This is a genomic window from Actinomycetospora atypica (genome assembly GCF_042653685.1).
Taxonomy (GTDB): domain Bacteria; phylum Actinomycetota; class Actinomycetes; order Mycobacteriales; family Pseudonocardiaceae; genus Actinomycetospora; species Actinomycetospora atypica.
Genome location: NZ_JBHSIV010000011.1, coordinates 135,655 through 150,966 on the forward strand (window position 1 = coordinate 135,655; position 15,312 = coordinate 150,966).

The 15,312-nt window shown below is 75.6% G+C and carries 18 protein-coding genes; 16 read left to right on the forward strand and 2 right to left on the reverse strand.

All coding sequences use genetic code 11. From position 1 onward, the window contains the following. Positions 1-66 precede the first annotated feature (66 nt). Together hisD and ACFPBZ_RS13015 are read left to right on the forward strand one after the other, a co-directional pair. Positions 67-1,344, forward strand: a complete 1,278-nt coding sequence (hisD, locus tag ACFPBZ_RS13010) for a histidinol dehydrogenase (RefSeq protein ID WP_378036523.1) — start codon at positions 67-69, stop codon at positions 1,342-1,344. Continuing rightward, positions 1,332-2,456 carry a histidinol-phosphate transaminase gene (locus ACFPBZ_RS13015; protein WP_378036473.1) on the forward strand — a complete coding sequence of 375 codons (1,125 nt, stop codon included), beginning with the start codon at positions 1,332-1,334 and terminating at the stop codon, positions 2,454-2,456. Before hisD ends, ACFPBZ_RS13015 begins: the two co-directional genes overlap by 13 nt. Positions 2,457-2,460: 4 nt before the next feature. On the opposite strand, the gene ACFPBZ_RS13020 is transcribed toward ACFPBZ_RS13015, so the two are convergent. Further along, on the reverse strand, positions 2,461-3,036 hold the full coding sequence (locus tag ACFPBZ_RS13020; RefSeq protein ID WP_378036474.1) for a helix-turn-helix domain-containing protein: 576 nt from the start codon (positions 3,034-3,036) through the stop codon (positions 2,461-2,463). Between the two features lie 58 nt (positions 3,037-3,094). Here ACFPBZ_RS13020 and ACFPBZ_RS13025 point away from each other — a divergent pair, with 58 nt between their 5' ends. The 11 genes from ACFPBZ_RS13025 to hisI all read left to right on the forward strand — a co-directional run bounded on the left by ACFPBZ_RS13025 (position 3,095) and on the right by hisI (position 11,032). Continuing rightward, positions 3,095-4,642, forward strand: coding sequence for an FAD-dependent oxidoreductase (locus ACFPBZ_RS13025; RefSeq protein ID WP_378036475.1), 1,548 nt, complete (start codon positions 3,095-3,097; stop codon positions 4,640-4,642). 59 nt (positions 4,643-4,701) lie between these two features. Next, positions 4,702-5,307, forward strand: coding sequence for an imidazoleglycerol-phosphate dehydratase HisB (gene hisB / locus ACFPBZ_RS13030; protein WP_378036476.1), 606 nt, complete (start codon positions 4,702-4,704; stop codon positions 5,305-5,307). 33 nt (positions 5,308-5,340) lie between these two features. Then, positions 5,341-5,502, forward strand: a complete 162-nt coding sequence (locus tag ACFPBZ_RS13035; protein ID WP_378036477.1) for a hypothetical protein — start codon at positions 5,341-5,343, stop codon at positions 5,500-5,502. A gap of 59 nt (positions 5,503-5,561) precedes the next feature. Next, the gene (locus ACFPBZ_RS13040; RefSeq protein WP_378036478.1) at positions 5,562-6,212 is read left to right on the forward strand and encodes a class I SAM-dependent DNA methyltransferase; all 651 of its coding nucleotides are present in this window, start codon (positions 5,562-5,564) and stop codon (positions 6,210-6,212) included. A gap of 23 nt (positions 6,213-6,235) precedes the next feature. Then, complete coding sequence (gene hisH / locus ACFPBZ_RS13045) at positions 6,236-6,880, forward strand: imidazole glycerol phosphate synthase subunit HisH (protein WP_378036479.1); 645 nt, start codon at positions 6,236-6,238, stop codon at positions 6,878-6,880. 97 nt (positions 6,881-6,977) lie between these two features. Further along, positions 6,978-7,439, forward strand: a complete 462-nt coding sequence (locus ACFPBZ_RS13050; RefSeq protein WP_378036480.1) for a YciI family protein — start codon at positions 6,978-6,980, stop codon at positions 7,437-7,439. 15 nt (positions 7,440-7,454) lie between these two features. Beyond that, on the forward strand, positions 7,455-7,883 hold the full coding sequence (locus ACFPBZ_RS13055) for a YciI family protein (RefSeq protein ID WP_378036481.1): 429 nt from the start codon (positions 7,455-7,457) through the stop codon (positions 7,881-7,883). Next, positions 7,876-9,147, forward strand: a complete 1,272-nt coding sequence (locus ACFPBZ_RS13060; protein ID WP_378036482.1) for an RNA polymerase sigma factor — start codon at positions 7,876-7,878, stop codon at positions 9,145-9,147. Before ACFPBZ_RS13055 ends, ACFPBZ_RS13060 begins: the two co-directional genes overlap by 8 nt. A 22-nt stretch (positions 9,148-9,169) precedes the next feature. Continuing rightward, positions 9,170-9,901 (forward strand): bifunctional 1-(5-phosphoribosyl)-5-((5-phosphoribosylamino)methylideneamino)imidazole-4-carboxamide isomerase/phosphoribosylanthranilate isomerase PriA, encoded by a 732-nt coding sequence (priA, locus tag ACFPBZ_RS13065; protein ID WP_378036483.1) that lies wholly within the window; start codon positions 9,170-9,172, stop codon positions 9,899-9,901. A gap of 10 nt (positions 9,902-9,911) precedes the next feature. Then, positions 9,912-10,685 (forward strand): imidazole glycerol phosphate synthase subunit HisF, encoded by a 774-nt coding sequence (gene hisF, locus ACFPBZ_RS13070; protein ID WP_378036484.1) that lies wholly within the window; start codon positions 9,912-9,914, stop codon positions 10,683-10,685. Continuing rightward, on the forward strand, positions 10,682-11,032 hold the full coding sequence (hisI, locus tag ACFPBZ_RS13075; protein ID WP_378036485.1) for a phosphoribosyl-AMP cyclohydrolase: 351 nt from the start codon (positions 10,682-10,684) through the stop codon (positions 11,030-11,032). The genes hisF and hisI overlap by 4 nt, the downstream gene beginning before the upstream one ends. A gap of 9 nt (positions 11,033-11,041) precedes the next feature. Here the strand turns inward: hisI and ACFPBZ_RS13080 are convergent, their stop codons facing one another. Then, positions 11,042-11,965 (reverse strand): LysR family transcriptional regulator, encoded by a 924-nt coding sequence (locus ACFPBZ_RS13080; RefSeq protein ID WP_378036486.1) that lies wholly within the window; start codon positions 11,963-11,965, stop codon positions 11,042-11,044. A 98-nt stretch (positions 11,966-12,063) separates the two neighbouring features. Here ACFPBZ_RS13080 and ACFPBZ_RS13085 point away from each other — a divergent pair, with 98 nt between their 5' ends. From ACFPBZ_RS13085 to ACFPBZ_RS13095, 3 genes are read left to right on the forward strand one after another with little or no spacing between them, the layout of a single operon-like run. Beyond that, entirely contained in the window at positions 12,064-13,017 is a 954-nt protein-coding gene (locus ACFPBZ_RS13085; RefSeq protein ID WP_378036487.1) for a DMT family transporter, read from the forward strand. A gap of 23 nt (positions 13,018-13,040) precedes the next feature. Further along, positions 13,041-14,636, forward strand: a complete 1,596-nt coding sequence (locus ACFPBZ_RS13090; RefSeq protein ID WP_378036488.1) for an anthranilate synthase component I — start codon at positions 13,041-13,043, stop codon at positions 14,634-14,636. Next, positions 14,633-15,250 carry a Trp biosynthesis-associated membrane protein gene (locus ACFPBZ_RS13095; RefSeq protein ID WP_378036489.1) on the forward strand — a complete coding sequence of 206 codons (618 nt, stop codon included), beginning with the start codon at positions 14,633-14,635 and terminating at the stop codon, positions 15,248-15,250. Before ACFPBZ_RS13090 ends, ACFPBZ_RS13095 begins: the two co-directional genes overlap by 4 nt. Positions 15,251-15,312 lie beyond the last annotated feature (62 nt).

The window sequence follows — 15,312 nt, forward strand, 5'->3', positions numbered from 1 at the left end:
GTGACACCGCTCCTGCGCCGATCAGACCTCCGCGGCGGCGTCCCGGCGGCCGCCGAGCTGCGGGCGATGCTGCCCCGCGCCGAGATGAACGTCGACGCCGTGGTCGAACGGGTCCGCCCGATCGTCGACGACGTGCGCGATCGCGGCGTCGAGGCCGTCCTGGAGTACGGCGAGCGCTTCGACGGCGTGCGCTCCGAGTCGGTCCGCGTGCCGTTCGCGGCCCTGCGCGAGGCCCTCGACGCCACCGACCCGCAGGTCCGGGCCGCCCTCGAGACCTCCATCGAGCGCGCCCGCGCCGTCCACGCCGACCAGCGGCGCACCGACACCACCACGCAGGTGGTCCCCGGCGGCACCGTCACCGAGCGGTGGGTGCCGGTCGCCCGGGTCGGGCTCTACGCGCCGGGCGGGCTCGCGGTCTACCCCTCCAGCGTCGTCATGAACGTCGTCCCCGCGCAGGCCGCCGGCGTCGACGGCCTCGTCGTGTGCTCGCCGCCGCAGCGGGAGTTCGGCGGCCGGCCGCACCCGCTGATCCTCGCGGCCGCCGCGCTGCTGGGGGTCGACGAGGTGTGGGGCGTCGGCGGGGCGCAGGCCGTCGCGCTGCTCGCCCACGGCGGCGTCGACACCGACGGCGCCGAGCTCGAGCCGGTCGACATGGTCACCGGGCCGGGCAACGTCTACGTCACGGCGGCGAAGCGCGTGCTGCGCGGGCGGATCGGGATCGACTCCGAGGCCGGCACCACCGAGATCGCGGTGCTCGCCGACCACACGGCCGACCCGGTGCACGTCGCGGCCGACCTCATCAGCCAGGCGGAGCACGACCCGTCGGCGGCGTCGGTCCTGGTCACCACGTCGGTGGAGCTCGCCGACGCGGTCGACGCCGAGCTCGCCACGCAGGTCGCGTCCACGAAGCACGACGAGCGGATCCGCACCGCGCTCGCCGGGCAGCAGTCGGGGACGATCCTCGTGGCCGACCTCGACGCCGGGATCCGCGTGGTCGACGCCTACGCCGCGGAGCACCTGGAGATCCAGACGCAGGACGCGGCAGGGGTGGCGGCCCGGGTCCGCAACGCGGGCGCGATCTTCGTCGGGCCGCACAGCCCCGTCTCGCTGGGCGACTACTGCGCCGGGTCGAACCACGTGCTGCCCACGGCGGGCTGCGCCCGGCACTCGAGCGGACTGTCGGTGCAGACGTTCCTGCGCGGCATCCACGTCGTCGACTACTCCGCCGACGCGCTGCGCGACGTGGCCGACCAGGTCGTGGCGCTGGCCGAGGCGGAGGACCTGCCCGCCCACGGCCAGGCCGTCGCCGCCCGCTTCGGCACGCGGAAGGAATGGTCCCGGTGAGCGACGTCCTCGGCTCCGGGGTCGCCCTCGAGGACCTGCCCCTGCGCGACGACCTGCGCGGGCGCTCGCCGTACGGCGCGCCGCAGCTGCAGGTCCCGGTCGCGCTGAACACCAACGAGAACCCGTTCCCGCCGCCGCCCGCGCTGGTCGACGACGTCGCCGTGGCCACCCGCGAGGCGGCCGCGACGCTGCACCGCTACCCCGACCGCGACCACGTCGCCCTGCGCACCGCCCTCGCGGAGTATCTGACGAAGGCCACCGGGGTCGGTCTCGCGGTCGACAACCTCTGGGCGGCCAACGGCTCCAACGAGGTGCTCCAGCAGCTGCTCCAGGCCTTCGGCGGGCCCGGCCGGCTCGCGCTGGGCTTCGAGCCGAGCTACTCGATGCACCCGATCCTCGCCGCCGGTACGCGCACCGACTGGCGGCCCGCCCCCCGACGCGACGACTTCTCGCTCGACGCCGCGGCCGCCGTCGACGTGGTCCGCGAGGCCCGGCCCGACATCCTGTTCGTCACCACGCCGAACAACCCGACGGGCCAGTCGATCGAGCTCGACGAGCTGGCCGCGATCGCCGACGCCGCGCCGGGCATCGTGGTGGTGGACGAGGCCTACGTCGAGTTCTCCTCCGGGCCGAGCGCCTGCGAGCTGCTGGCCACCCACGGGCACAAGCTCGTGGTCAGCCGCACGATGTCGAAGGCCTTCGCGTTCGCGGGCGGGCGGCTCGGCTACCTCGCGGCCGCCCCCGCCGTGGTCGACGCGCTGATGCTGGTCCGGCTGCCCTACCACCTCTCGGCGCTCACCCAGGCCGCCGCGCTCGCCGCCCTGCGCCACGCCGACGAGACCCTCGCGCTGGTCGACACCCTGGCCCGCGAGCGCGACCGCATCGCCGCCGCGCTCACGGATCTCGGCTACGCCGTGGTGCCCTCGACGGCGAACTTCCTGCTCTTCGGCGGGCTGCCGCACCCCGACGCCCACGCCACCTGGCAGGGGTTCCTCGACGAGGGCGTGCTGATCCGCGACGTCGGGATCCCCGGGCACCTGCGGGTCACCGTCGGCACGCCGGCGGAGAACGACCGGTTCCTGCAGGTGGCAGGAGCGCTGCGCCGGTCCTGAGCGGTCAGGCCGGACGCGTCCGTACGTGGGCCCGCTCGCCCTGCGGGCCGAACAGGGCGAGGAGCTCGGCGGGCTCGGCGCCGGGGTTCGAGAAGGCGTGCGGGGTGTGGGTGTCGAACTCGACCACCTCGCCCGGCCGGAGCACCACGTCGTCGTCGCCGAGGAGCAGCCGCACCTGCCCGGACAGCACGTAGGCCCACTCGTAGCCCTCGTGCGACTGCTGTTCGAGCGCCCGCCCCGGGTACCCGACGGGCATGATCAGCTTGTAGGCCTGCAGGCCGCCGGGGCGCCGGCTGAGCGGCAGGAGCGTCATGCCGTGGCGCTGCACGGCCTGCAGGCGCACGCGCGGGTCGCCGGTGGGCGGGGCGTCGACGAGCTCGTCGAGCGCCACCCCGAACGCCCGGGCCAGCGGCAGCAGGAGCTCCAGGGTCGGCTTCCGCCTGCCCGACTCGAGCCGCGACAGGGTCGAGAGCGAGATACCGGTCGACTCGGCCAGGTCGGTCAGCGTGATGCCGCGGGCCGTGCGCAGGGCCCGCAGCCGGGGGCCGACGCCGTCGAGCACCGGGGTGAAGTCCTCCATGTTGCTGTTGTAGCAAGGAAGTTTGCCAGTGGCGAGCCCGGAGGCGCAGGCTCGTGCCATGAGCGCAGAGACGTGGGACGTGGTGGTCGTCGGTGGTGGAGCGGGGGGCCTGTCGGCGGCCCTGACCCTGGCCCGGGCCCGGCGGCGGGTGCTGGTCCTCGACGCGGGCGACCCCCGCAACGCCCCGGCGGCGGGCGTGCACAACTACCTCGGGCGGGAGGGCACCCCGCCCGCCGAGCTGACGGCGATCGGGCGCGCCGAGGTCGAGGGCTACGGCGGCGTCGTCCGCGAGGGCCGGGTGGTGTCCGCGGTCGTCTCCGACGGGGGCGGCTTCGAGCTCGGGCTGGAGACCGGGGACGACGTGCACGCACGCCGGCTGGTCGTGGCCACCGGCGTTGCCGACGAGCTGCCCGACGTCCCCGGCGTGCGGGAGCGGTGGGGCCGCGACGTCCTGCACTGCCCCTACTGCCACGGCTGGGAGGTCCGCGACCGGCGGATCGGGGTGCTCGCGACGAGCCCCCTCGCGCTGCACCAGGTGCAGCTGCTCCGCCAGTGGAGCGACGACGTCGTCCTGCTGCTCAACGACGCCCTCGAGCTGAATCACCACTCCGAGGCCGAGCTGACGGCCCGGGGGATCGAGATCGTCGGGGGCCGGGTGGTCGGCCTGGAGGTGGGCGAGGCGCTGGAGGGCGTGACGCTCGCCGACGGGACCACGATCCGGCTCGACGCGCTCGCCGTGGCCCCGGTCTCGCGGGCCCGGGCGGAGGTCCCGACGATGCTCGGGGTCCCGGTGGTCGAGCAGCGGATGGGCGAGGTGCTCGTCGGCGACGTCGTCGAGACGCAGCCGGGTGGGGCCACGTCGGTCGACGGGCTGTGGGTGGTGGGCAACGCCGCCGACCTGCGGGCCGTCGTGATCACGGCTGCGGCCTCCGGCACGGCGGTGGCGGCCGCGGTGAACGCCGACCTCGTCGCCGAGGACGTCCGCCTGGCCCTGAACGCGAGCCGCGACGGCAGCCCCGAGTTCTGGGAGCGCTTCTACGCCGGCCGCGAGCAGGTCTGGAGCGGGCGGGTGAACGCGACCGTCGGCGACGTCGCCGACACCCTCGAGCCGGGCACGGCGCTCGACCTCGGCGCGGGGGAGGGCGGCGACGCGCTCTGGCTCGCGGAGCGGGGCTGGAAGGTCACCGCCGTCGACGTCGCGCAGTCGGCCTGCGACCGGATCGCCGAGCTGGCGGGCGACCTGCCGATCGCGACCGAGCGCCACGACCTCACCGCGACGTTCCCCGAGGGCAGCTTCGACCTCGTCAGCGCCTCCTACCTGCACTCGCCGAACGCCGACTTCCCCCGCACGACGATCCTGCGGCGCGCGGCGGAGGCGGTGGCCCCGGGCGGGACCCTGCTCGTCGTCGGGCACGGCCGGCTGGCGCCGTGGTCGTGGGACCCGTCGCTGCGGATGTCGACCGCCGCCGAGGTGCTCGAGGCCCTCGCCCTCGACGACACGTGGGAGGTCCGCCGCTGCGAGTCCGCGGAGCGCGTCGTCACCGGCCCCGACGGGCAGGAGGCGAGCATCACCGACGAGGTCGTGCAGGTGCGCCGGCGCTCGTGAGCAGTTCGGGGGCTGTGGCACCCCGAGGTGCGCACCGGCGCGTAGCGCACAATGAGGGCATGAGCCGCACCGGGCGCGTGGAGCGCGTGACCAAGGAGTCGAGCGTCCTCGTCGAGATCGACCTCGACGGGACCGGCCGCACCGAGGTCGCCACCGGGGTGCCGTTCTTCGACCACATGCTCACCGCGCTGGGCAAGCACTCCAGCTTCGACCTCGTGGTCCGGGCCACCGGCGACGTCGAGATCGACGCCCACCACACGGTGGAGGACGTCGCGATCGTGCTGGGGCAGGCCCTGCGCCAGGCCCTCGGCGACAAGTCCGGCATCCGCCGCTTCGGCGACGCCTGGATCCCGATGGACGAGGCGCTGGCGCAGGCCGTCGTCGACGTCTCCGGCCGCCCGTACTGCGTGCACACGGGCGAGCCGGAGACGATGACCGGCTTCGTCGTGGGCAACAACTACCCGACGGTGCTCAACCGGCACGTCTTCGAGTCGATCGCCTTCCACGCCGGGATCGCCCTGCACGTCCGGGTCACCGGTGGGCGCGACCCGCACCACATCACCGAGGCCGAGTACAAGGCGATCGCCCGGGCCCTGCGCGCGGCGACCGAGCCCGACGCCCGTCTCGACGGGGGTACGGCGTCCACGAAGGGCGTCCTGGGTTAGGCGAGCGGAGCGACGGGAGAGGGTGCGGCCAGCGTGACCGGAGCCCAGGTGCAGGCCCTGGTCCTGCTCCTCGTGGCCGGTTTCCTCGTCGGCGGGGTGGTGACCTTCGGGCGCGACCGCAAGTGGATCCCGACGGTGATCGTGGCGGTCCTCGCGGCCCTGGCGCTCGGCGGCGCGGTGCTCCGCCTCCTGTGATGGTTGAACCCCGCCCGGCGGGGAACCTCGGTTCCGGTCCGGACGCGGGGGTGCACACGGTGGAGACACGGGAGTTCGCGGCGCGCGCCCGACTGGTCGAGAGCCCGGCCGGGGCGAGGGCGCTCTACGACGAGTGGGCGCCCACCTACGACGCCGACATGGCCGGGCCCGACGGCGCCGACTACCCCCTGCCGGAGATCGTCGCCGACGTCGTCGCCCGGCTCGACGGGCCGGGGTCGGACGTGCTCGACGCGGCCTGCGGCACCGGGCTGGTGGGCGCGGCCCTCGCGCGGCGCGGGTTCACCTCGGTCGACGGTCTCGACATCGCGCCCCGCATGGTCGCCCGGGCCCGCGCCCGCGGCGGGTACCACGACCTCGGGCCCGCCGACCTGTCCCAGCGCCTGCCCGGGGCGCCCGACAAGTTCGGCGTCGTGACGTGCGTCAACGCCCTCGAGCCGGGCCACCTGCCGCGCTCGGCGCTCGTCGAGTTCGCCCGCGTGGTGCACCGCGGCGGCCACATCGTGATCACCGTGAGCAGCGGGAGCTGGCCGGAGGTCGAGAGCCACCTGCGGCGGCTGACCACCCGCGGGGTCGCGCGACTCGTCGAGGCCGCCGAGCAGCCGCTGCACCCGTCGGAGGGGACGTTCCACCACGTCGTCGTGCTGGAGGTCGTCGCCTCCTCGGCGCCCTCGACCGGCCTCGGCTGGTGATCGGGCCCCGATAGGCTGGGGACATGACGCGCACCAGCACCCCGGCGGTCGTCGTCCTCGACTACGGCTCGGGCAACCTGCGCTCCGCCGAGCGCGCGCTCGAGCGGGCCGGCGCGAAGGTCGAGGTGACCGACGACGCCCGCACCGCGATCGAGAGCGACGGCCTCGTCGTCCCCGGCGTCGGCGCCTTCGCGGCCTGCGCGGCCGGGCTGCGGGCGGTCGGCGGCGAGCACATCCTCGAGCAGCGCCTCGCCGGGGGCCGCCCGGTGCTGGGCATCTGCGTCGGCATGCAGGTGCTCTTCGAGCGCGGGGTCGAGTTCGGCGAGGAGGCCGACGGCGCCGGGCAGTGGCCCGGGACGGTGGAGAAGCTGCACGCCCACGTCCTGCCGCACATGGGCTGGAACACCGTGCAGGCGCCCGCCGACTCGCAGCTGTTCGCCGGCATGGACCCCGGGGAGCGCTTCTACTTCGTGCACTCCTTCGCCGCGCGCCGGTGGGAGATGGAGCCCGTCCACCCCTTCTCCCCGCCGAAGGTCACGTGGGCCCACCACGGCGAGGACTTCGTGGCCGCGGTGGAGAACGGCCCGCTGTGGGCCACGCAGTTCCACCCGGAGAAGTCCGGCGACGCCGGGCGCCGCCTGCTGGAGAACTGGCTCGGCACCCTCTAGGACTTTCCCGACGAGGCCTGTCGAAGTCCCGTCCGCTCGTTCGACGCCCTCGTGAGCGCCGGCACCGGCCGGTCGCCGCGAGACGAGGGAGAGACCGATGCGCTACATGATGATCATGCAGGCCCCGGAGTCGATGGCGCTGGGGCAGGCGGACGCGCCCGTCGACGCGACCGAGGCCTTCGAGATGATGGGCCGGTTCAACACCGCGCTGGTGGAGGCGGGCGTGCTGCTCGCCGCGGAGGGCCTCGCCCCGAGTGCGGAGGGGTTCGAGATCACCAGGAACTCGGAAGCCGCCGAGGTCCCGATCGTCACCGACGGGCCGTTCACCGAGGCCAAGGAGCTCGTCGCGGGGTTCTGGATCATCGACGTCGCCTCGCGCGCCGAGGCCGAGCAGTGGGCGCGGCAGTGCCCGATCGGCCCCGGGGTGCGGCTCGAGGTGCGGCGGGTGCCCGACATGCGGGAGTTCGAGGACATCGCGCCGGCCGGGGTGCTCGACGCCGAGGCGAGCCTGCGGGCCCGCGTCGCCGAGCGGGCCGCCCGGTACGGGCAGCAGGACTAGGGAAGGACGACCGAGATGCGCTTCATGCTGGTACTGACCTACGACGAGGCCGCCGCGGCGGACCGCACGCCCGACCCGGCGGTGTTCGAGGAGATGGGCCGCTTCAACCAGGCGATGGTCGACGCGGGGGTGCTGCTGGCCGGCGAGGGGCTCGCCCCGAGCTCGCAGGGCGCGATCCTCGAGTACGGCACCGGTGAGGAGCCGACCGTCACCGACGGGCCCTTCACCGAGGTGAAGGAGCTGATCGGCGGCTTCTGGATCCTGCAGGTCGACGGGCTCGACGACGCCGTCGGGTGGGCCCGCCGGGCCCCCTTCTACGAGGGGGAGCACATCCAGGTCCGCCGCATCTTCGACCCCGAGGACTTCGCGGGCGTGGCACCGCCGGAGGTGATGGAGGCCGAGGAGAGGATGCGGGCGCAGACCGAGCAGCAGCACGGTGGCTGACCCGTTCGTCGTCCTCGACGCCGTCTGGCGGGCCGAGTCGGCGCGGATCGTGGCCGGCGTCGCGCGGGTGGTGCGCGACGTCGGCCTCGCCGAGGAGCTGGCCCACGACGCGCTCGTCGCGGCGCTGGAGCAGTGGCCGGCGGAGGGGGTCCCCGACAACCCCGGGGCCTGGCTCGCGGCGACCGCCCGCCGTCGGGCGATCGACACGATCCGCCGCGAGCAGACGTTCGCCCGCAAGGCCGAGCAGATCTCCCGCGACGAAGCCCGCCGGAGCGCGCCCGACGCCGCCGACGTCGTCGTCGACCCCACCCGCGCGGTGGGCGACGACGTCCTGGCCCTGCTCTTCGCGAGCTGCCACCCCGTGCTCGCCCGCGACTCCCGGGTGGCGCTGACCCTGCGCCTGTTCGGCGGGCTGACCACCGAGGAGATCGCGCGGGGCCTGCTCGTCGCGTCGACGACCGTGGGGCAGCGCGTGTCGCGGGCGAAGAAGCGGCTGTCCGCGCAGGGGGTGGAGCTGGAGATCCCGGTGGGCGACGAGCTCACCGCCCGGCTCGGGGCGGTGCTCGAGGTCGTCTACCTGGTGTTCAACGAGGGCTACACCGCCACGGCCGGGGCGTCGTGGGTGCGCCACGACCTGTGCGACGAGGCCCTGCGTCTCGGCCGGCGCCTCGTCGCGCTGCTGCCCGCCCGCCCCGAGGTCCACGGCCTGCTCGCCCTGATGGAGCTGCAGGCCTCCCGGCTGCGCGCCCGCACCGGACCCGACGGCGAGCCGGTGCTGCTCGCCGACCAGGACCGCGGCCGGTGGGACCACCTGCTCGTCCGCCGTGGGCTCGACGGGCTGGTCCGAGCGCAGGAGCTGGGCGCGACCGACCCGTACACGCTGCAGGCCGAGCTCGCGGCCGTCCACGCCCGCGCGGGCAGCGTCGACGCGACCGACTGGGCGCTGCTCGCCGAGCTCTACGCCCGGCTGGCCGCCCGCACCCCCTCACCCGTGATCGAGCTGAACCGGGCGGTCGTCGTCGGGAAGGCGCACGGGCCCGAGGCCGGCCTGGCCATCGTCGACGGACTGCGCGACGACCCGGCCCTGGCGCGCTACCACCTGCTGCCCGCCGTCCGGGCCGACCTCCTCACGCAGCTCGGGCGCACGGGGGAAGCCGCCGCCGAGCTCGAGCGCGCCGCCGCGATGGCCTCCAACGAGGCCGAGCGCCGGCTGCTGCACCGGCGGCTCGAGGACCTGCGGGAGTCGGCGCTCGGCACGGGGTGACGCGCCCCTACGATCGACGGTCGTGACCTTCGACCTGCTGCCCGCCGTGGACGTCGTCGACGGGCAGGCCGTCCGCCTCGTCCAGGGCGAGGCGGGCACCGAGACCGGCTACGGCGACCCCCTCGACGCGGCCCGGGGGTGGGTCGAGGACGGCGCCCGGTGGATCCACCTCGTCGACCTCGACGCCGCCTTCCGCCGCGGCTCGAACGCCGACCTGCTCGCCTCGCTCGTCGCCGCGACGCCGGTCAACGTCGAGCTCTCGGGCGGCATCCGCGACGACGAGTCGCTGCGCCGCGCCCTGGCCACCGGCTGCGCGCGGGTGAACATCGGCACCGCCGCCCTCGAGGACCCCGAGTGGTGCGCCAGGGCCATCGCCGAGCACGGCGACCGCGTGGCCGTGGGGCTCGACGTGAAGATCCGCGACGGGGAGCACCGGCTCGCGGCGCGCGGCTGGGTCTCCGACGGCGGCGACCTCTGGGACGTCCTCGCCCGCCTCGACGCCGAGGGGTGCTCGCGCTACGTCGTCACCGACGTCGGCCGCGACGGCACCCTGACCGGCCCGAACACCGACCTGCTGCGGGCCGTGTGCGAGCGGACGTCGGCGCCCGTCGTGGCCTCCGGCGGGGTCGCGACCCTGGACGACGTCCGCGCGCTGGCCGGGCTGGCGTCGGTCGGCGTCGAGGGCGCGATCATCGGCAAGGCCCTCTACGCCGGGGCCTTCACCCTGCCGGAGGCCCTGGCGGCGGCGTCGTAGGCTGATCGTCATGGGTGTGGCCGTCCGTGTGATCCCGTGCCTGGACGTCGACGCCGGCCGGGTGGTCAAGGGCGTCAACTTCGTCGACCTGCGCGACGCGGGCGACCCGGTGGAGATGGCCCGGCTCTACGACGCCGAGGGCGCCGACGAGCTGACCTTCCTCGACGTCAGCGCCTCCTCCGGCGAGCGGGAGACCACCTACGACGTCGTCCGGCGCACCGCCGAGCAGGTCTTCATCCCGCTGACCGTCGGCGGGGGCGTGCGGACCAACGACGACATCGACAAGCTGCTCCGGGCCGGGGCCGACAAGGTCGGGATCAACACCGCCGCGATCGCCCGCCCCGAGTTCCTGGGCGAGGCGAGCCGCCGCTACGGGTCGCAGTGCATCGTGCTCTCGGTCGACGCGCGCCGGGTCCCCGAGGGCGGGCAGCCCACGCCGTCGGGGTTCGAGGTCACCACCCACGGCGGGCGGCGCGGCACCGGGATCGACGCCCTGGAGTGGGCGGAGCGGGGCGCGGCGCTCGGCGTCGGGGAGATCCTGCTCAACTCGATGGACGCCGACGGCACGAAGAACGGCTTCGACCTCGAGATGCTGGCGAAGGTCCGGGCCCTGGTCGACGTCCCGGTGATCGCGTCCGGGGGAGCGGGGGCGGTGGAGCACTTCGCGCCCGCCGTCGCGGCCGGGGCCGACGCGGTGCTCGCCGCCAGCGTCTTCCACTTCGGGATGATGCGGATCGGCGAGGTCAAGGACGCGCTGCGCGCCGAGGGGAACGAGGTCCGGTGAGCATCCCGTCCGCCGATGTGGCGGCGCGCGTGCGCTGGAACGCCGACGGCCTGGTCTGCGCGGTGGTGCAGCAGTACGACACCCGCGAGGTCCTCATGGTCGCGTGGATGTCCGACGAGGCCCTCGCGCGCACGCTGGAGACCCGCGAGGCCACCTACTGGTCCCGCTCCCGTCAGGAGCTGTGGATCAAGGGCGCGACGAGCGGGCACACCCAGGCCGTGCACGAGGTGCGGCTCGACTGCGACGGCGACACGGTGCTCGTCCTGGTCGACCAGCAGGGCGCGGCCTGCCACACCGGCGACCGCACCTGCTTCGACGCCGACGTGCTGCTCGCCGCCGCCGACTGACGGGGGGCCCTACGGGCCGGGCGTCGTGGGGGTCCGGGCGTCGGCGGTGGCGCGGAAGGCCCGGACGCCGGCGCGGACCGCGGGGGTTTCCCGGTCGGTGCGCCACACGGCGTCGAGCGTGCGGACGACCACCGGCTCGGTCGCGAGGATCCGCACGCCCGTCGGCACCGGGGGACGGGCGAGACGCGGCACCATCGCCGCCAGCCCGGCGCCCGCCACGAGCTCGAGGTGGCTCGAGAACCCCCAGACCCGGCAGGTCACCGACGGCTCCACCCCGTGCCGGCGCAGCGTGGTGATCAGCCAGTCGTGCGCGCGGGAGCCCCGGCTGTCGGCGACCCAGTCCAGCCCGCCGTCGGCCAGGTCGGTGAGCCGGACGACCCCCCGGGAGGCGAGCGGGTGCTCGCGGGGGAGGGCGAGGTCCAGCACGTCCTCGCAGAGGCCGGTGCGGCTCGTGCGGGCGGGCGTGGGAGCCGGCAGCCCGTCCCAGTTCTCGACGATCGCGAGGTCGAACTCCCCGTCCACCAGCGCGGGCAGGGTGTTCTCGGCCTCGCCGTCCTCGAGCAGGACGACGAGGTCGGGGTGGGCCGCCCGGAGCCGGGCCAGGGCCGCGGGGGCGAGCGCGTGCGCCGAGGTGGGGATCGCCCCGATCCGCAGCGGGCCGACCACCTCCTCGTCGAGCCGGTCGAGGTCGCGGCGGGCGAGGGCGAGCCGGTCGAGCACGGCCGCGGCGTGCCCGGCGAGCACCAGCCCGGCCGGGGTCAGCCGGATCCCGCGGCCGGCGGGCTCGGTCAGCGCCACCCCGGCCTCCCGCTCGAGGGTCGTGAGCTGCTGCGAGACCGCCGAGGGCGTCAGGTGCAGCGCGGCGGCGGCCTTCCCGACGGTGCGGTGGGTCGCCACCGCGTGCAGCGCCTGCAGGCGGGCGATGGCGAACATCCGCGGGCTCCTCCTCGACGACAGTTCACGAGACCTTACGGGTCGCGGCGAGGAGAAGTCGCTGGTCCTGAACGGTCGCGGGGACCACCCTGGAGATCGTGACCGCGTCGCCCACCGTCAGCCGCCCCGCCCGCACCCGGCGCGCCCCGATGGACCCCCGGCTGATGGCGGTGGTCGGCAGCCTCTGCATCGCGCTGTCCCCGATCCTGATCTCGCTGTCGGCGACCTCGCCCGGCACGGCGACGGTGTTCCGCTGCCTGCTCGCCCTGCCGGTGCTGGTCCCGCTGGCGATGCTCGAGCGCCGCCGGACCCGCGCGACCGCCCCGGCGGGCACCGGCCGGGGGCGGCCGTGGCTCGTCGTCGCCGGCGGCCTGCTGCTCGGGCTCGACATGACGCTGTGGACCGGGGCCATCCACGCGGTCGGCGCCGGGGTCTCGACGGTGCTGGTCAACTCGCAGGTGGTGATCCTCCCGCTGCTCGCCTTCCTCGCCCTCGGGGAGCGGGTGCGGCTGTCGTTCCTGCTCGCGGTGCCCGTGATGCTGGTCGGGGTCGCGCTGGCCGGCGGGCTCGTCGACTCCGACCCGGCGAGCGCCGTCGCCCCCGTGCTCGGCACCGTCCTCGCCCTGCTCGCCGCGTTCGCCTACGCGGGCTACCTGCTGCTGCTGCGCCTCGGCGCGGCGCCGGGGGAGAAGGCGGCGCCGGTCACGCTCGCGACCGCGGCCGCCGCGGTCAGCTCGTTCGCCCTCGGGTCGGCGTGGGAGGGCGTCGACCTCACCCCGGGCTGGACGGCGATCGCCTGGCTGGCCCTGCTCGCGGTCGTCGGGCAGTGCATCGGCTGGATCCTCATCGCGGGCGGCATGGCCGCGCTGCCGTCGTCGACCGGGGCGTCGATCCTGCTGCTGCAGCCTGTCGGGGCGGTGCTGCTCGCGATGCTCGTGCTCGGCCAGTTCCCCACGGCCTGGCAGCTGGTCGGCTGCGGCGTCGTGATCGTCGCGGTGGCGTTCGCGGCCCGCACCCGCGCCGAGCCCGCCCCGGTGGAGGCCGCCACCTGAGAGTGTCGGTGGGGGCGTCCACAATGGGGTCCGTGTCCGTGACCGACCAGCAGGCCTCCCTCGGCGCCGTGGAGCCGAGCCGCGAGCGCTTCCACGAGCTCGCCGCCCACCACCGCGTCGTCCCGGTGGTGCGGCGCCTGCTCGCCGACGACGAGACGCCCGTCGGGCTCTACCGCAAGCTCGCGGGCCGCCACAGCGGCACGTTCCTGCTCGAGTCGGCGGCGAACGGCGAGTCGTGGTCGCGCTGGTCGTTCGTCGGGGCCCGCAGCGCGGCCGCGCTGACCGAGCGCGACGGCCGCGCGCACTGGACGGGCACGCCGCCCGTGGGCCTGCCGGCCGACGAGGCCGACCCGCTGCAGGCCCTGCGCGGCACGCTCGAGCGCCTGCGCACCGACCCGCTGCCGGGCCTGCCGCCGCTCACCGGGGGCCTGGTCGGCTACGTGGGGTACGACGCGGTGCGTCGCCTCGAGCGCCTGCCCGACCTCGCCGAGGACGACCTCCACATCCCCGAGCTGGTGATGCTGCTCGCCACCGACCTCGCGGCGCTCGACCACCACGAGGGCACCGTCACCCTCATCGCGAACGCGGTGAACTGGGACGACAGCTCCGAGCGCGTCGACGCCGCGTACGACGACGCGCTGGCCCGCCTCGACCGGATGACCGCCGAGCTGGGCGCGCCGGCCGCGTCGACGGTCGCGTCGTACGACCCGCTGGCCGGGCGCCACCCCACGGTGCGGCGCCGGTTCGACCGCGACCGCTACCTCGCCGCCGTCGAGTCGGCCAAGGAGCGGATCCGGGCGGGCGACGCCTTCCAGGTGGTGGTCAGCCAGCGCTTCGAGTCCGACACCGACGCCGACGCGCTCGACGTCTACCGCGTGCTGCGGGCCACCAACCCGAGCCCGTACATGTACCTGCTGCGGCTCACCGACGCCGACGACCGGCCGTTCGAGATCGTCGGGTCGAGCCCCGAGGCGCTCGTCACGGTGCGGGACGGGGTGGCCACCACCCACCCCATCGCCGGCACCCGCTGGCGCGGGGCCGACGCCGAGGAGGACATCCTCCTGGAGAAGGACCTGCTCGCCGACGAGAAGGAGCGCGCCGAGCACCTCATGCTCGTCGACCTCGGGCGCAACGACCTCGGGCGCGTCTGCGTGCCCGGGACGGTCAAGGTGCACCGCTTCTTCGACATCGAGCGCTACAGCCACGTGATGCACCTGGTGTCCACCGTCAGCGGGCGCCTCGCCGAGGGGCGCAGCGCCTTCGACGCGGTGGCCGCCTGCTTCCCCGCGGGCACCCTCTCCGGCGCCCCGAAGCCGAAGGCGATGGAGATCATCGAGGAGCTCGAGCCGACGCGGCGGGGCCTTTACGGCGGGATCGTGGGCTACCTCGACTTCGCGGGCGACGCCGACACCGCCATCGCGATCCGCACGGGCCTGCTCCGCGACGGCACCGCCCACGTGCAGGCCGGCGGCGGCATCGTCGCCGACTCCGACCCGGTCGCCGAGGACACCGAGGCCACCAACAAGGCCCGCGCGGTGCTCGCGGCCGTCGCCACGGCCGGCACGCTCGGCCGCCCGGCGCCCGCCTCCGGTCCCGACGACGGCCCGGGCCGGCCGTGAGGGGCCCCCGCCTCCTGGGCCTCGCCGTGGTGGGCCTGGTGCTCGCCGCGGTCGTGCTCTGGGCGTCCTCGCGCGGCACCTGGCTGACCGCCACGTGGGACGTGCCGCTGCGGGGCCGCGTCACCGCCACCGCGACCGGGGCCGACACCGAGCCGATCCTCGTGCCCTGGGCCCTGCTCGCCCTCGCCGCGATCGGCGGGCTGCTCGCCACCTCCGGATGGGGCCGCCGGGCCGTGGGCGCCGTGGTGGCGCTCGCGGGGCTGTGGGCGGTCCTGCGCACGGTGACCGGCGTGGTCGCCCCCGTGGCCGACGCGCTGCCCGCCGCGGCCCGCCAGGCCGGCCGGGTGGTGGGCGTGGAGGTCACCGTCGCGTGGCCGCTGGTGGGCACCCTCGGCGGCCTGCTGCTCCTCGGCGCCGGCGTGCTGGTGGCCCTGCGCGGCTCGGCGATGCCCCGTCTCGGGGCGCGCTACGACGCGCCCGGGGCCCGGACCCGGCCGCCCGACGAGGACCGCTCCCTGTGGGAGGCGCTCGACGCGGGGGAGGACCCCACCCGCGACGGCGCGCCGTCCGTGCAGCCCGGGGCGCCGGACGGTCGTCGGGATGCCGAGGGTTAAACTTCCGGTGTACTCGGAGGGACCGGGTCCGGCGCTCCGCGGCTCGCGGAACGGCGGGCCGA

Excerpts from the sequence above, each read along its gene's own strand:
- hisD (WP_378036523.1), top strand. The coding sequence starts at position 67 with ATGCTGCCCCGCGCCGAGATGAACGTCGACGCCGTGGTCGAACGGGTC.
- ACFPBZ_RS13015 (WP_378036473.1), top strand. The coding sequence starts at position 1,332 with ATGGTCCCGGTGAGCGACGTCCTCGGCTCCGGGGTCGCCCTCGAGGAC.
- ACFPBZ_RS13020 (WP_378036474.1), bottom strand. The coding sequence starts at position 3,036 with ATGGAGGACTTCACCCCGGTGCTCGACGGCGTCGGCCCCCGGCTGCGG.
- ACFPBZ_RS13025 (WP_378036475.1), top strand. The coding sequence starts at position 3,095 with ATGAGCGCAGAGACGTGGGACGTGGTGGTCGTCGGTGGTGGAGCGGGG.
- hisB (WP_378036476.1), top strand. The coding sequence starts at position 4,702 with ATGAGCCGCACCGGGCGCGTGGAGCGCGTGACCAAGGAGTCGAGCGTC.
- hisH (WP_378036479.1), top strand. The coding sequence starts at position 6,236 with ATGACGCGCACCAGCACCCCGGCGGTCGTCGTCCTCGACTACGGCTCG.
- ACFPBZ_RS13050 (WP_378036480.1), top strand. The coding sequence starts at position 6,978 with ATGCGCTACATGATGATCATGCAGGCCCCGGAGTCGATGGCGCTGGGG.
- ACFPBZ_RS13055 (WP_378036481.1), top strand. The coding sequence starts at position 7,455 with ATGCGCTTCATGCTGGTACTGACCTACGACGAGGCCGCCGCGGCGGAC.
- hisF (WP_378036484.1), top strand. The coding sequence starts at position 9,912 with ATGGGTGTGGCCGTCCGTGTGATCCCGTGCCTGGACGTCGACGCCGGC.
- ACFPBZ_RS13080 (WP_378036486.1), bottom strand. The coding sequence starts at position 11,965 with ATGTTCGCCATCGCCCGCCTGCAGGCGCTGCACGCGGTGGCGACCCAC.
- ACFPBZ_RS13090 (WP_378036488.1), top strand. The coding sequence starts at position 13,041 with ATGGGGTCCGTGTCCGTGACCGACCAGCAGGCCTCCCTCGGCGCCGTG.